This is a genomic window from Sphingobacterium hotanense, assembly GCF_008274825.1.
In the GTDB taxonomy this organism is placed as follows: domain Bacteria; phylum Bacteroidota; class Bacteroidia; order Sphingobacteriales; family Sphingobacteriaceae; genus Sphingobacterium; species Sphingobacterium hotanense.
Genome location: NZ_CP030848.1, coordinates 454,365 through 470,415 on the forward strand (window position 1 = coordinate 454,365; position 16,051 = coordinate 470,415).

At 43.0% G+C, this 16,051-nt stretch carries 14 protein-coding genes; 5 read left to right on the plus strand and 9 right to left on the minus strand.

The window, feature by feature from the left end; genetic code table 11:
- Positions 1-8 precede the first annotated feature (8 nt).
- Entirely contained in the window at positions 9-242 is a 234-nt protein-coding gene (locus DSM08_RS01835; protein ID WP_149524550.1) for a hypothetical protein, read from the plus strand.
- 108 nt (positions 243-350) lie between these two features.
- On the opposite strand, the gene DSM08_RS01840 is transcribed toward DSM08_RS01835, so the two are convergent.
- The 3 genes from DSM08_RS01840 to DSM08_RS01850 are packed head-to-tail and all read right to left on the minus strand — an operon-like array spanning position 351 to position 2,621.
- Positions 351-1,229: an endonuclease/exonuclease/phosphatase family protein gene (locus DSM08_RS01840; protein ID WP_187773958.1), complete on the minus strand. Its 879-nt coding sequence runs from the start codon at positions 1,227-1,229 to the stop codon at positions 351-353.
- Between the two features lie 11 nt (positions 1,230-1,240).
- Positions 1,241-1,387 (minus strand): RagB/SusD family nutrient uptake outer membrane protein, encoded by a 147-nt coding sequence (locus DSM08_RS01845; RefSeq protein ID WP_246172399.1) that lies wholly within the window; start codon positions 1,385-1,387, stop codon positions 1,241-1,243.
- A gap of 49 nt (positions 1,388-1,436) precedes the next feature.
- Complete coding sequence (locus DSM08_RS01850; protein WP_149524552.1) at positions 1,437-2,621, minus strand: trans-sulfuration enzyme family protein; 1,185 nt, start codon at positions 2,619-2,621, stop codon at positions 1,437-1,439.
- 107 nt (positions 2,622-2,728) lie between these two features.
- Here DSM08_RS01850 and DSM08_RS01855 point away from each other — a divergent pair, with 107 nt between their 5' ends.
- Positions 2,729-5,224, plus strand: coding sequence for a M14 family metallopeptidase (locus tag DSM08_RS01855; protein WP_149524553.1), 2,496 nt, complete (start codon positions 2,729-2,731; stop codon positions 5,222-5,224).
- A gap of 182 nt (positions 5,225-5,406) precedes the next feature.
- Here the strand turns inward: DSM08_RS01855 and mfd are convergent, their stop codons facing one another.
- Genes mfd through DSM08_RS01875 form a run of 4 tightly spaced genes read right to left on the minus strand, consistent with a single transcriptional unit; the run spans position 5,407 to position 10,825 of the window.
- Entirely contained in the window at positions 5,407-8,742 is a 3,336-nt protein-coding gene (gene mfd / locus DSM08_RS01860; RefSeq protein WP_149524554.1) for a transcription-repair coupling factor, read from the minus strand.
- 51 nt (positions 8,743-8,793) lie between these two features.
- Complete coding sequence (locus DSM08_RS01865; RefSeq protein ID WP_149524555.1) at positions 8,794-9,336, minus strand: hypothetical protein; 543 nt, start codon at positions 9,334-9,336, stop codon at positions 8,794-8,796.
- 21 nt (positions 9,337-9,357) lie between these two features.
- Entirely contained in the window at positions 9,358-10,035 is a 678-nt protein-coding gene (locus tag DSM08_RS01870; protein WP_149524556.1) for a hypothetical protein, read from the minus strand.
- Complete coding sequence (locus DSM08_RS01875) at positions 10,016-10,825, minus strand: metallophosphoesterase family protein (protein WP_149524557.1); 810 nt, start codon at positions 10,823-10,825, stop codon at positions 10,016-10,018. The genes DSM08_RS01870 and DSM08_RS01875 overlap by 20 nt, the downstream gene beginning before the upstream one ends.
- Positions 10,826-11,062: 237 nt before the next feature.
- Between DSM08_RS01875 and DSM08_RS01880 the strand changes: the two genes are divergently transcribed.
- Positions 11,063-11,923 (plus strand): helix-turn-helix domain-containing protein, encoded by an 861-nt coding sequence (locus DSM08_RS01880; RefSeq protein WP_149524558.1) that lies wholly within the window; start codon positions 11,063-11,065, stop codon positions 11,921-11,923.
- The gene (locus DSM08_RS01885) at positions 11,914-12,357 is read left to right on the plus strand and encodes a DUF983 domain-containing protein (RefSeq protein ID WP_246172401.1); all 444 of its coding nucleotides are present in this window, start codon (positions 11,914-11,916) and stop codon (positions 12,355-12,357) included. Before DSM08_RS01880 ends, DSM08_RS01885 begins: the two co-directional genes overlap by 10 nt.
- 331 nt (positions 12,358-12,688) lie before the next feature.
- Here DSM08_RS01885 and galE read toward each other — a convergent pair whose 3' ends face one another.
- Positions 12,689-13,717, minus strand: a complete 1,029-nt coding sequence (galE, locus tag DSM08_RS01890; RefSeq protein ID WP_149524559.1) for a UDP-glucose 4-epimerase GalE — start codon at positions 13,715-13,717, stop codon at positions 12,689-12,691.
- A 26-nt stretch (positions 13,718-13,743) separates the two neighbouring features.
- Entirely contained in the window at positions 13,744-14,700 is a 957-nt protein-coding gene (locus DSM08_RS01895) for a UDP-glucuronic acid decarboxylase family protein (protein WP_149524560.1), read from the minus strand.
- A 59-nt stretch (positions 14,701-14,759) separates the two neighbouring features.
- On the opposite strand from DSM08_RS01895, the gene DSM08_RS01900 reads away from it, so the two are divergent.
- A complete protein-coding gene (locus DSM08_RS01900; RefSeq protein WP_149524561.1) occupies positions 14,760-16,016 on the plus strand; it encodes a 3-deoxy-D-manno-octulosonic acid transferase in 1,257 nt (418 codons plus the stop codon).
- Positions 16,017-16,051: the final 35 nt, after the last annotated feature.

Sequence of the window (16,051 nt, forward strand, 5' to 3'; positions counted from 1 at the left end):
AACCGTCTATGGATTTAACTAGAATATTTGAGAAGCAGCTTTCTGATCGGACGATCACTTTCCATGCAACATATGATCTTAAGAGCCATGGTTTTAATATTACCGAGGATGATCGAATTTCTTACGAACTTAGGTTCGATCCTTCGAATAGGTCTTGGTTTGTGACCGGGGAACATCAGCCTTCAATTCCGGTAGAGGAATTGGCGAGGTTGGTGCAGGAAAGCTATGGTCATTTTGTATAGCCATTGGCTGAAATAATGGCTTAATAAGGATTCGATGGTTTTCCGAAAGGAACTGTTAAATAAGCTCCCTTAGCGATGTTTTCTTCTAAGGGAGCTTGTTGATATTTTTTAGCGTAGCTCTAGCTCAACGTATACTGGGTAATGGTCGGAAATGATGTGTGTTTTCTCATTTTTCAACACAATACTCTTCGTAAGCATCTTCTTTGCTGTTTCGTTTGCCCACAGAAAGTCTATTCGCTTTCCGATTCCTGCATTAGATTGCTTAATTTTAGCTTCCCCACTTTTGAAGGTTGGAACGGAGCTTTCAAAATTCTTGTTCAATACCTTGTAGGAATCATAAAATCCTGCGTCTTCCAATTTTTTTAACACGGAATAATCAATCGCCCCATTGTTCAGGTTGCGAACCTGTTCGCGCTTTATTTCCTGTTCCTTCATGGATGCTAGCACCGCCTGGTCATAGTTATTGCTGTCAGATTCAGATAAGGAGTTGAAATCGCCCATAATCAGGATCGGTTCTTTAGGATTGAGCTCTTTGGTCTGTGCAATGATGTTCTCCACCTCTTCCAAACGTTTCTTATAGCTAAATGGCGAGAAGTGGATTACGAAAATGTGTATTCCCTCTATCTTCGCATAGATATAGCTGTGCCACATATTCTCGGTTACTTTTTTGAAGTTGACCATTGGCTTTTTCGAAGTAAGTGCGGTCGGGAAGCCTTCTTCTTTTGATTGCAAAGCATAGGGATGGTTATAGCGTTTCGCTAACTCTTCTAATGTTTTTTGCTTCCAACCGTTCATTTCTTGGGTAGCGACTATATCGGGGTCTAGCTCTTTCACCAATTCGACATAGCGAGCGATGTTGGCTGTAGAATCCTTCTGCAGTCCGTATAGTACATTATAAGATAAGATTTTAATCTTTTTTTGAGCTACTGCTTGTGTGGATACACAAGCAATAGCGATAATCGATAAGTATTTTACGATGTTTTTCATTTTTGTGAGTTCTATGTTCCTGAAGATGCCCATCCTGGGTTTTGTTTCAACTGAGGGTTTAATTCAAGTTCTTGAGTTGGAATAGGGTAGAGATAATCTTTTCCTTCATCCCATTTTTTGATGATGTCTGGGAGAATATTATTCCCATCCGAAAACACAAAAGGAATTGACTATTTCAGCCAATTCCTTTATTTATCGTTTCTCAATTTATCCTATCCCTTCCAGAGCCTCTTCAAAATCGCCAATTAAATCATCGATATGCTCAATCCCTACCGATATTCTCAACATTCCGGGCGTTATTCCCGAGGTTTTCTTTTGCGATTTATCATGATGGCTCCCCCACATACTTGCAGGATGCACCACTAAAGATTCCACACCCCCCAAGCTTGCCGCATTGGCAAAGATTTGTAACTTATTCAAAACTTGCTGCGCGTGCTGATAGGCCTGATCTTCATCGCCGACAATCTCGATACAAAGCATACCTGTTCCGCCACGCATCTGCTCGGCCGCCAATTCATATTGCGGATGCGATCTCAAACCAATGTAAGCGACATGTTTAATCGCAGGATGTTTTTCAAACCATTCCGCGAGGGCAAGAGCATTGCTGTTGATCTGTTTTACGCGCATAGAAAGAGTCTTCATGCCGCGAAGCAGAAGCCAGGAGTCAAATGGACTTAGCGATGCGCCTAAAACCAGCGACCTGCGCCATGCCTTATGAATAAACTCTTTACTGCCACCTATTGCGCCTGCCGTTAAATCACTATGGCCGCCAAGGTATTTCGTTGCGCTATGCACAATGATGTCAATCCCGTAGTCTGAAGGCGTTTGATTGATAGGCGAAGCAAAGGTATTGTCGACCATGGTGGTAATTCCATGTTTCTTGCCCAATTGCCCTATATATTCCAAGTCGGTCACATCAAGGTTTGGATTGGAAGGTGTTTCCACATAAATCAATTTCGTATTTTGCTGAATTGCACGCTCAAAGGCTGTGTTATCCGTTTGATCAACATGCGTAACTGTGACGCCATAGTCGCTTAGGAATTCTTTAAAAAATAGCATCGCGCCCGAATAAAGCGAGTTTTGAGTGACCACATGGTCTCCTTCTTTTACTACGGCAAGGATAGCGGTGCTGATGGCTGCCATTCCCGTCGCTAATAATAATGCATCTTCAGTTTTCTCTAAGCTGGCGAGGATTACCGCCGCCTGTGAGTTCGTTGGATTGCCATGGCGATGGTAGAATGTAGGATGTTTTGTTTCTGTCGCTGCAACGATATACTGCTGCAAGTCTTCATCAGCGTAGTAAGTGGAGGTCTGATATATAGGCGTAACAACCGCTTTACTCTCGTTGAAGGCTCTTCCTTGATGTATAAGGTCCGTTTCTAAATGTGACATGATCGGTAGATTGAAATAAATGAGATGGAAATTAGCAAAAATAGCGCGTAAATCGTTAATTTCAAGTCCTAAATATTCAAATGAATATTGCTTATTAACCTACTCGTATGAAGAATTTTATACTTTGCTTGCTATGTGCATGCTGTTCTTTGAGCAATGCGCAGATAAAATCACCGGCGGAGTTTCTTGGCTATCAAGTCGGAACCCGCGTGACTCCCCATTGGAAAATCCTGGCCTATTATGACCATGTTGCTGAGCAGGTCCCTAACCAAGTGAAATCAGAAGCCTATGGCACTTCCGTTGAAGGACGCCCCATGCGTGTTTATTACATCTCATCAGCGAGCAACATCAGTAAACTCGAAGACATCCGAACCAATAATCTTCGATTGGCGCATGCTTTAGAAGGAACTGGACAAACCAATATGCCCGCTATTATCTGGATGAGCAACAACGTGCATGGTAATGAAACGTCGTCGGCCGAAGCATCGATGATGACGTTATTTGAATTAGTGAACCCTGCGAACACAAAGGCAAAAGCCTGGTTAGATAAGTCCTTGATCATTATCGACCCCTGCTTAAACCCGGATGGGACAGAGCGTTATGCGAACTTCCATAATGGCGTGGTCGGGAAGAATTACAATCCTGATTTATATGCTCGAGAGCACCGCGAGCCTTGGCCTGGTGGACGATATAATCATTATTATTTCGACTTGAATAGAGATTGGGCATGGCAGACACAAGCGGAAAGCACACAGCGCGCCGTTATTTACAACAAATGGCTCCCACATATCCACGTCGATTTCCATGAGCAAGGAATCAACTCGCCATATTATTTTCCGCCAGCTGCCGAACCTTTCCATGAGGTCATTACCCCATGGCAAAGAGAGTTTCAGACGACCATAGGAAAGCATAATGCAAATTATTTCGACTCCAAAGGCTGGCTATATTTCACCAAAGAGCGCTTCGACCTATTCTATCCGTCCTACGGAGACACCTATCCCTTGTATTCAGGGTCTATCGGCATGACCTATGAGAAGGCGGGAAATGGATCCGCTGGCTTAGGCGTCTACATGGACGACCGCGATACTTTAACCTTAGTAGATCGCGCTATTCAGCATCATGCCTCCGGACTCAATGTGGTCGATGTCGTATCTGCAAACGCGGAGAGGGTAGTTCAAGAGTTCAAGAAGTTTGGAGACGATGCTGTTGCTGGAAAACTGTCTTCATATCATACCTACGTACTCAAATATGACCAGGCTAGCGATGGAAGAATCAGAGCGTTATTGAACCTTCTTGATAAGAACAAAATCAACTATTACAGTTCTACTGGATCCGTGAGAGGCTTAGATTACTTCAGCAAGAAAGAGCAATCACATAGCTTAACAGCCAATGATGTCGTGATCCCGGGCAATCAAGCCAAGGCAGCCTTAGTACGCGTTCTATTTGAACCGGAAGCTAAGTTAACAGACTCGGTTACTTATGATATTACAGCTTGGTCGTTGCCTTACGTATATGGCATCCCGGCGATCGCTTCTCACACCAAAACTAGCAATTTAAAACCCTATCAGCTTGCCAAGATCAGCAATGAGAGCAGCGCTGGGTTTGGTTACGCCATAAAATGGGATGGTTTCTCTGCAGCACAGTTAACCGCTGCCTTGTTGAAGAATAAAGTGAGCTTAAAATCCTCCGAACAATCTTTCAAGATTGGAAGCGAAGAGTTTCCGAAAGGCTCTATTCTAATTATGAAGAATGCCAATCAGACGGTTAAGCTAGATCAGCTATTGAAAGAAAATGCCGATCGATTGCAAGTGAAAGTCTATAACCTAAGCTCAGGAATTGTAGAAGGCGGCAAGGATTTAGGAAGCTCGGACGTGAAAACGCTGAAAGCACCGAAGATCATGATGTTTGCTGGCGAGGGACTTCGTGCTACCAATGTTGGCGAGGTATGGCATTATTTTGATGAGCAATTAGACTATCCAATTGCCCTGGTTAATCCTTTAGATTTTTCACGCGTTAAATGGGAAGAAATCGATGTCGTGGTGTTAGCGAACGGTACACACCCTTTTTTGAAAGATAAAGCGCAAGCCGCAAGATTCGCTTCCTGGTTAAGTGCAGGAGGAAAAGTAATTGCACTTGAATCTGCAGTCGGGCAGTTAGCCTCGCAGGAGTGGAGTGCTTTGAAGCCATTAAAGCAAGACTCTGTGTCGAAGAGCAAAGCAACTCCATTGCAGAAATATAGCGATCGCGAGCGCGAATCGCTAAAAGAATACACGGCGGGAGCCATCTATAAAGTAACATTTGACAACTCGCATCCCTTGATGTTCGGTATCAAAGATTACTTCACTTTGAAACAGGATGCAAATCTTTATCAATACTTCGAAGCAGGCAAAGGATGGAATGTCGGCTATATCAACGAAGGAGCAAAAATGAGCGGCTTTGTAGGAAACAATTTAGCGAAAAAATTAAAGAATGGACTAGTATTTGCCGAGCAGAAAGTAGGGCAGGGTTCTGTCATCTACTTAACCGATAATGTGTTGTTCCGTAATTTCTGGGAAAATGGAAAGGTAATTATGGCAAATGCCGTATTCCTAACGGCAGACTAAAATACCCATTTACAGGGATTGAATGATGTTCTATTGAAGGCTAAATTAGCTGCTCAATAGAACATCGTATTTTGAAAAAGAACCTCATCCGTATTCGCAGATCTCGAAAAAAAGCAAGCGCGTTCATTAAGTTTAGCTTGGGCTATTTAAAATTCCTTTATCAAACTGCTATAAAACCCTAACTACCTCATTTCAGACAACAGGCTAATCGCATATTCTATGCTGTTCACATTGCTGATAGCAATACGAAGCTGTCCTTTTACCTCCTTCAGGTTACTGATGCTGGCATGTCTTTGAATAAAGGCCAATACCTTCCCAAACTGCTCAGATTGATAATAGCTCGACTTGGTATTGCTCACAAAGAATCCTTTCAATGTTTCTTTCTTGTAGGAAATCTTTTCTAAGCCGATCTCTTTCCCTAGCCATTGCAATCTTAAGGTATTGAATAGCTCAAATACAGGCGCAGGGATAGGTCCGAAACGATCGACCAGTTCGCGTTCAAATGCCTGTAGCTCCGTCTCATTCTTTAACTTCGCAATATCATTATACAGATTATAGCGCTCGGAGATATTCGTCACGTACTCATCGGGGATGAGCACTTCCAAATCGGTGTCTATCTGCGTAAAAGTCACATACTTTCTATCCTTGTCGTCTGCGAATAGTTCGCCGAACTCATCATCCTTCAGCTCCTGTACGGCTTCATCCAATATCTTATTGTACATCTCGAAGCCGATCTCTGCAATAAATCCAGATTGCTCCGCACCCAATAGATTACCGGATCCGCGGATATCCAGGTCGCGCATCGCCACATTGAATCCTGAGCCCAGTTCCGAAAACTCTTCAATTGCCGAAAGGCGTTTGTAGGCTTCGTTCGTCAAAGTCGATAATGGCGGGCTCAACAAATAACAGAATGCTTTCTTGTTGGAGCGGCCCACGCGGCCGCGCATCTGGTGCAGGTCGCTCAAGCCGAACATATGCGCTTGATTAATGATAATCGTATTCGCATTTGGGATGTCCAGACCCGCTTCGATAATAGTGGTTGCAATCAGTACATCGTAATCATGGTTGATAAACTTCAACATCACATCCTCGAGTTCATCCCCCTCTAGCTGTCCATGCGCTATACCGACTTTCGCCCCGGGTACCAGCTTACGAATCAGCATGCCCAATTGCGGAAGATCAGCGACACGGTTGTGGATAAAGAAGACCTGTCCGCCACGATCCAACTCATAACTTACCGCTTCCTTGATCAGTGCATCGTTAAAAACATGCAGTTCTGTTTGCACAGGCTGCCTGTTTGGTGGTGGCGTGGAGATAATGCTCAAATCGCGAGCACCCATCAGTGAGAAATGGAGGGTTCGAGGAATTGGAGTAGCCGTCAAAGTCAATGAATCCACATTGGCGCGCATCACTTTCAGCTTCTCTTTCACCGATACACCGAATTTCTGCTCCTCATCAATGATCATCAGCCCCAGATCTTTGAACTTCACATCTTTGCTTACCAATCGATGGGTACCGATGATGATATCAATCTTGCCCTCCTCCAAGCGTTTTAAGCTGTCTTTAATCTGTTTTGAAGACTTAAAGCGGTTAATGTAGTCAATGTTAGCCGGCAATCCCTTCAGACGCTCAGAGAAGGTTCTGTAATGTTGCAGGGCGAGGATGGTTGTCGGAACCAATACCGCAACCTGCTTACTATCGGCAACAGCTTTAAACGCGGCACGTATTGCCACCTCTGTCTTGCCAAAACCAACATCACCACAAACCAATCTGTCCATCGGATGTGGCGATTCCATATCCTTCTTCACGTCATTGGTAGCCTTTTCCTGGTCGGGCGTATCCTCATAGATGAAGGAAGCCTCCAGCTCGCGCTGCAGGTAAGTGTCGGGGCTAAACGCATTGCCGGTTTGGGCCTTACGTTTGGCGTATAATTGAATCAGGTCACGGGCAATATCCTTAACCTTCTTCTTCGTAGTTTTCTTTAATTTTTCCCAAGCATCTGTCCCCAGTTTATTCATCTTCGGAACGGTGCCTTCTTTGCCGGAGTACTTGGAAATACGGTTTAAGGAGTTGATATTGACGTAGAGCAAGTCATTGTCAGCATAGATCAGGCGAATCATCTCTTGGGTCTTGCCGTTCACATCAATCTTCTCCAAACCTGCATATTTGCCGACTCCATGGTCAATATGAGTAATATAATCGCCTGGTTTTAGTTCGCTCAGCTCTTTTAAGGTAATCGCTTGCGAACGCTCATAGCCCTTGCGGCGCTTATATTTATAATAGCGATCAAAGATTTGATGATCGGTATAGCAGGCCAACTTCTGCTCATCATCACGGAATCCTTCGCGCAAAGCCTTGTAAACGGGCGTAAAGCTAATGGTCTTGTCCAAATCGTCCAAGATGGCATAGATACGCTCGATTTGTTTGGTCGAATCAGAGAAGATCAGGTTCTTGATTGCATTCTTCTCATTTTCATGGAAATTATGAATCAGTAAATTGAAATCCTTATTGAAAGATGGCTGCGGATGTATATCGAAGTTGATCGTGTGATCTGCTTTATAGTAAAACTGTTTGCCAAATTCGATGACAGGAAACTCGAACAGCATGGCTGCAAAATTCTTCTCATCGGTAAAGGTAAAACGTGGGTCGATCCAATCTGGGTTGCGTTGAATATCTTGTTCAGAAAGCGCCTTCCAGAATTTAGAAGCACGATTATAGCCTTCTTTAATAATGTCTAAGCTATACTGCACATCCTTTGCCCATATAATGGCGTTCTTGTCGATGTATTCCAACAAAGAAATATGGTTGGCAGATAGAAACTTAGCCTGAACGTTCGGGACGATAGTAACTGTATGTATTTTGCTGACCGAAAGTTGAGATTCAATATCAAAGGTTCGGATACTTTCAATTTCATCACCAAAAAACTCAATACGATATGGGAGGTCATTGGAGAACGAGAAGATATCGACGATTCCACCGCGAATGGCAAACTGCCCTGGTTCATAGACGAAATCTACACGTTCGAAATCGTACTCATAGAGGAACTCATTGATGAAATCAATGCTGAGCTTAATATTCTGCGTAATCTCCAGCGTGTTCTTTTCCAAGTCCTGCTTGTTGATCACCTTCTCGGAGATCGCTTCGGGATAAGTCACTACGATACGTGGTAATTCCGAATTATGGTTCAAGGAGCTTAACGTCTCCGCACGTTGCAAAACATGCGCGCTATCGATAATGCTGATATCGAAAGCTTTCTTGTAGGAAGCCGGGAAAAATAAGATTTGCTTATCAAACAGGCTTTCCAAGTCGCTCAAAAAGAAGGAGGCATCCTCGTGATTAGGGAGAACAAAGACGTTCATCCTTTTTTCTTCCGCATACAAGGCTGCAGCCAGCATGGCATCGGACGAACCAATAAGCCCTTTTAGCTGAATCTTCGGATTTCGCGCTTGTATATTTTCCTTAATGGAATGAACTTGTTCGGATTGACTGTATTTTTCTAAAAGGTCTTGGATGTTCACGTGTGAGAATATTTTTGCAAAGTTACAAAAATTTATGTTTTGCTATTGATACTACAGGCTGTGGTCGTGGGCGAAGTCTATCACGCGGGTCATTTGATCTTGCAAGTCAAATTGCAGATCCTCATGCAGTTTGTCAAAGGAAGTCATCGCATTCTTGATGCGTCCCTGCACGTATTTCTGTAATTTCAATGCGGGCGCTAATGCCGAGGGCTCGAAAAGACGGGGGAAGAGGTCGAATGCATCTTCCAGGATAATCAACCTGCACTCGACAACACTAAATTTATCCTTAGTAATTTTCTCATGTTCATTCACCAGACCGGAGGCTTGTCGTAAATAAGCATGCAGTTGTTTGTAATTACTATACATCGGCAGGTTCTTGATGGAAGCTTGCGCTAGCTCAAAATGGCGATCTAGCCTATTTTTCAGATCAGTGATGCGGTCTTCCAGATCCAATTCATCCTCCAGAAGCTCATAATGCAGCTGTTTGACCAGCATCTTATCCTTGTTGATCAGTCGAATCAACAATTTGTCCTTCTCTTTTTGCGGAAGATTGAGGACGGCTTCCTTCAGGGTTTGATCTTTGTATAATGACATTTTTAAAAATACAGAATATTTTTAACGCCTTCTAATCTGAAGTTTTAATCCCAGGGATAATCCCAAGTAATCTTGTGCTTTCAGATAGCTGTTTTGAATTCTGCTGATCAGCATCAGGTCGTTGGTATGAATATCATAAAAGAATTTTATGCCTTCGAAATAGGAGCTGAATGAGGGAATTTTATATTCAATTCCCTGCCCTATAAATGCGTTGAAACGAAGTTTTGTCGAAAAAGTATAATAATTGCTCGGATATTTCTCAGGAGCATCAAACCAAAATTGATCGCCAATCATGGTATTGATGTATAATCCAGTACGCAGGGGCTGGTAAGCGAAACGTTCGTTGAGCGAGATTTTCCACGGCGTGTAAGTTTGTCGAAGGGTTAGGGTAACCTTCGCGCGATCGGTATCATAACGAGGAACAATACCGGCCATAAATTCGGTAGCCCACTGGTCTTTGCGACCGTGATCCCAACCTGCTCCAACCGATATCAAACCGATCGATCCGGCAAATTGAGTAACAAAATTGGAAGGAACTAAGGTAAATGAGGCCTTTTTTAGCTGACGCGTTTTCTTTTCTACGAGCGCCGTGCTATCAAGATATACCGTATCCTTCACGTAGGCAGAGGCGAAGCCGGACAAGAACAACAAAAGGAAAATGAGCGTAAAAAACTTAGCGTTAAAAAGAGATGATTTCATGCGTATAGCTGTTCTTGGTGATCGTGAAAAGTAGAAATTGGCGTTTTCCTATGTTCGGCGTGCCGTAGTAGTAAATGCCATCATTGAAGATGTCTTCATTCTGATAGCGGTGGTCATGCCCATGATTTGCATAAAGTAAGTTCGGGAATAGGTTAATACTGTATTGAAATACATCCTTTACATTGTTGTTGAACTGCTCCGAAGTTGGTTTCGCATGCATAACAAAAACCGTTTGGTCAAACTTATCTTTGTCAGCATCTCGCTGGGCTTGGATAAAGGAAAAGTCAGGGATGGGGTTGGAATAATCCGACTCCAAAGCATTCGTATTTAAACATACAAACTTAGTACGCCCTGCAATAAAGCTGAAATTCAACGGGCCGAACACAATACGAAAGATATCATCACCGTTTGCAAGAACATCGTGGTTACCGATCAATGCCACATAGGGCCTGTGGAGACCTTCCAATATATCGCGTTGTAATAAAAACTCCTTCGTAACACCAAAATCGGTTAAGTCGCCGGTATGTACGATAAAATCTAAATCATCTCTGTTGTTCGCAAAATCGACAAAATCATCAAGCTCATCATACCAGCGCTGCGAATCGCTGATTAGCGCGTAGCGAATGGTATCCTTATCTCGCATCTCTTCTTCAATGCGTTGGATATTGCTGATATTAATATCCCTTTTACCTTTAATGTCACCGTCATAGGGGTGAACATCAAACATTTCACAACCGCTCATTAGCAGAATCCCTATTAATAAGAACCAAAAGGCGTGTATTATTTTCATTTTGCTGACTATTTGAACGCGAAAGTAAAATAATATAAGCCAATCCCACAATTGTACTTCCATTATTACGCGAATATGATAGACCTACGCAAAGTATTCCGCAAGTCTGAATCGTTTATATAGAGGAAACCATTATGGTACTAATTGTTGCGCATTTTTATGAAATAGGTAAAAAACACCATTAAGAAATGTTTTATTACCATATTTGATGGTAGTTATTGCCTACCTTTGTGTTGTATGGCAAAGATACCTGTTATAGAGCAATGTACAGTTTCCTACAAGGAGGATAAGCACCTTCTTGCGGATCGTTTAGACGTGTATTTGCTGAACAATAGAAATATGGTATTTCCGCATAGGCATAATTGTTACCATTTGGTACTTTTCCTGGAAGGATCGGGTTCGCACGAGATCGACTTTAAAACTTATCCCGTTTCTGTAGGACAGGTCTACTGCATGGGGCCAGGGCAGGTACATTCCTGGATGTTCGAAGGAAATATGCAGGGCTATATCATCAATTTCGATATCGACTATTTTAAATCCCTGTTGCTCCGACCAGATTATATCGAAAATTTATCAATATTCTCGACCTTGAACGACTCCGTTTTTTCATTGACGGAGGAAACCTTAAAACAGGTCGTCCCTTTATTTGATCAGTTGGTCGGTCTGAAGAACAGTCCTGCGGAAGACGATTTAAAGAAGTCTCTTTTGCTCTATATTTTGCTTAAACTCGAGCAGGATTACATGCCTAGTTTTCCTACGAAAACGATGGACTATCAGATGATGCTGATCAAGAACTTTATTGCGCTGGTCGATAAGCGCTATAAAGACTTGCACCTGCCGAAAGAATACGCCGAGTTATTATTTGTCACACCCAATCACCTCAACGGTGTTTGTAAGGAGTATTTAGGCTTGCAAGCTGGCGAGGTTATTCGAAACAGAATACATCTAGAGGCAAAACGCTTACTAATTTTACCTGACTGGACTATATCACAGGTGGCCTACGAGTTACAGTTTAGCGACAACTCCTATTTCACCAAATTTTTTAAAAAGGTAGCTGGGATGACACCCGAAGAATTTAGGAAATCACAATGGAAGTAAATGCAAAAATGAATACGAACTATCAAATTCCCTCAGAAATAAAAAGCGCGATCGACGGCAAATGCCCTCGATGCCGAACGGGCAATATGTTTAAGGGCCCCTTATTGAGCTTTAAATCGGCAAAAATGAATGTAAAATGTCCTGCCTGCGATTTGAAATTTGAAAAGGAGCCTGGTTATTTCTACGTAGCGATGTACATCAGCTATGCCATGAGCGTAGCTGAGCTGGTAGCATCCTGTGTGGCAACATACCTAATTACCGGAAATATGGAAAGCCCTTGGTTATACGTTATCGTAGCGCTAGCGGCAACATTAATATTCGCTCCGTTCAACAACCGGTATTCCAGGATTATTTTGTTGTATTGGATGACGCCTCAGTTCAAATTCAACCCGAAGATATACCAAGAAGTAAAGGACTTCGATCAAAAGAAATAAGCGTAATTTTTAGATTTTTTTAAAGAGGCTTTCCGAAAGGGAAGCCTTTTTCCGTTCAGCTTGTTCCTATCTCGAATAACTCAACCAATTTTATAACTCTAATCGTACCCAATGGATAATCCTTTCGGAGTGGTCTTACTTGGGTTAGACATTGGGTTTGAAAGGGATTTTTATTGAGTTTAAGTCGAAGCTGACTCGATGAGAAATCGAGCTTGCCCTTCTCCCCGAAAATTAGAAAATACAAAAAGGGCTAGAAAGAACGTCCTAGCCTTTTTTGTATCCATAAGTAGCCAGCTACAGGTCTACATACTATGTGCTAACTCCTACCGAGCTAGGATATGGGATTTTCGCTTAGATATTTCTCCCATGCCCAAGCTGAAGCCATCATTTCTTCGATACCCAGTTCGGCCTTCCAGCCTAGTTCATTTGTAGACTTGGTAACATCGCCCCATACTTTAATGATATCTCCTTCACGACGTGGACCGATTACATAGTTCAGCTTTTGACCTGATGCTTTTTCAAAAGCGCCGATGGCTTCCAATACCGAATATCCATTTCCAGTACCCACATTGAAGACATCGTAGTTGCCATTTGGATTACCTTTTTCCAATAGTTTGATTGCTGCTACGTGTGCTTTTGCTAAATCCACAACGTGGATATAGTCGCGTACGGCGGATCCGTCAGGTGTTTCATAGTCATCTCCGAATACGGTTAGTTTTTCACGTTTTCCGATGGCAGTCTGCGTAATGAATGGCAATAAATTCTGAGGTACTCCGATTGGTAATTCGCCGATCAACGCTGTTTCATGTGCTCCAACCGGGTTGAAGTAACGAAGAGCGATTACTTGGTAATTGTCGTATGCGCTAGCCGATTCTTGTAAGATTTCTTCAGCGATTTGTTTGGTGTTGCCATAAGGGGAAGTTGCGCGTTTTACCGGCGCCGCTTCGTTTACTGGTAATACATCCGGCTCTCCGTAAACTGTACAGCTCGAAGAGAATACAAAGTTGATAGGTTTTTGACGATAAGCTTGTAATAAGTTGATTAACGAATAGAAGTTGTTGTGGTAATATTTCAAAGGATCTTGCACCGATTCGCCGACTGCTTTAGACGCTGCAAAATGGATGATCCCTTTGATATCTGGATTCGAAGCCACAAATTCATTTACTTTAGCCGTATCGCACAGGTCGAATTGGTGAAACTCTGGTTTCACTCCGATAATTTTCTCGATCTGATCTAAAATCTTAATGTTTGAATTTGATAGATTGTCGATTAGTACAGGTGTATAACCTGCATTGTGCAATTCTACTACCGTGTGTGATCCAATGAATCCTGTTCCTCCGGTTACTAATATTTTACTCATATGCTATATAATGTGCTAAGTTTATACTATTGCTCGTTAAATAATGTCTTGTAATAGGCTATTGTTTTCTCTAGACCTTCGCGTCGACCAACCTTGGGTTCCCAGTTTAGCAGTTCCTTGGCTTTCCGAATATCGGGTCTCCTTTGCTTGGGGTCGTCGATTGGTAGCTCTTCAAAAACAATCTTGGAAGAACTATGCGTGAGTTCGATAACCTCCTTTGCCAGATCTAAGAGCGTCATTTCATCGGGATTTCCAATGTTGACGGGTAGGGGGTAATCGCTAAAGAGTAGCTTGCAGATGCCTTCGATTTGGTCTGTAACATAACAGAAGGAGCGCGTTTGCATGCCATTGCCAAAGACAGTCAAATCCTTGCCTTGCAGTGCCTGCGATATGAATGTAGGTAATGCTCTGCCGTCATGGAGTCGCATGCGCGGGCCAAAGGTGTTGAATATGCGTGCTATTCTTGTTTCTAAGGAGTGCGCATTGTGATAGGCCATGGTCATGGCCTCCTGAAAGCGTTTCGCTTCATCGTAGACCCCACGAGGCCCCACTGGATTTACATTTCCCCAATACTCTTCCGATTGTGGAGATACTAAAGGATCGCCATAGACTTCCGATGTGGAAGCCACTACTATGCGTGCTTTCTTGCTCTTTGCTAGTCCAAGTAGATTGTGTGTGCCGAGTGACCCTACTTTTAGGGTTTGTATAGGTATCTTCAGGTAGTCGATCGGACTTGCGGGAGATGCGAAATGTAAGATGTAATGGAGCTCGCCCGGTACGTGCACGAATTTGCTTACATCGTGATGATAGAATTCGAAGTTGGGGAGGTGGAATAGGTGTTCAATATTTTTGATATCCCCGGTTATCAAATTATCCATACCAATTACGTGGAATTCCTCTTTGATAAAGTGGTCGCAGAGGTGAGAACCTAGGAATCCTGCCGCTCCAGTAATTAATATTCGTTTGGGCTTCTCCTTTTGCACAATAGTGAATTTGAAAAGGTTTAATATCTTTGACGAAGATAAACATTACTTTTAACATTATGCGTTTACTTTACGATCTGGGCATATTCCTGTACGGCACATTACTTCGGCTGATTGCGCCTTTTCATGCAAAAGCGAAGCTATGGGTGGCGGGTCGTAAGGGGCTATTGAAGCAGATCAATCAAACGGTTGATTCTAATCAAAAACACATCTGGTTTCACTTCGCTTCCCTAGGTGAATTTGAGCAGGGGCGCTCTGTCATGGAGCAGATTAAGCAGCGCTATCCTGAAGAGAAAATAATTGTAACTTTTTTCTCGCCCTCGGGCTATGAGATCCGTAAAAACACGGATTTGGCGGACTATGTCTTCTATTTACCGGATGATACCGCGGCAAATGCGCGCAAGTTTTTAGACGCTATCAATCCAAAGTTGGCGATTTTCACGAAATACGAATACTGGTATCATTATTTTGATGCACTTGAGAAACGCGGGATTCGTTTGTTGATGATTTCAGCGATCTTCCGTGAGGAGCAGTTGTTCTTTAAGCGTCATGGTGGCTTTTACCGTAGGATACTGAAGAAAGTTTCCTTTTTCTTTACCCAGAATATGGAAAGCGTGCATATGCTGAAGTGGATTGGGATTACCAAAGCAGGGTTGGCCGGCGACACGCGTTTTGATCGGGTCGTGGAGCTCCCAAAGACGCATAAAGCAATTGAACAGGCCAAAGAATTTGTCGGCGATAAGCGCGTATTGGTTGGCGGAAGTACTTGGCCAGCGGATGAGGAGCTGATCAAGGACTTGTTGTCGAGGTATCCGGATTGGAAAGCGATTATTGCTCCCCATGAAATTCATGATGAGCATATTGCACAGCTAATGAAATTCTTCCCGTCGGCCCTACGTTTCTCGAAATTCGGCACTTATGCCGCTGAAGAAATTGCTCGAGAACAGGTGTTGATCATTGATAATATCGGGATGTTGTCTTCGCTTTATTATTATGGGGACATCGCTTATATAGGTGGTGGTTTTGGCGCGGGAATTCATAATACGCTGGAAGGGGCGACCTATGGCATGCCGGTTATTTTTGGTCCTAAATACGAGAAGTTTAAGGAAGCGATGGATTTGGTGGAACTGGGTGCCGGTTTCCCGATTAGCAGCAAGGAAGAATTGGAGCACATATTTGCTGCATTACAAGACCCTGAGAAGCTGAAATTGGCGGGTGAATCAGCGAAGAAATATGTGCATACGCGTTCAGGGGCTACGCAGATTATTATGAAATATTTGGAAACCGAGAAACTGATAGGTGAAAACGGATCTTAAAAGCATGGATAAAGTTAAAGCTGCGCTAGCTGCCG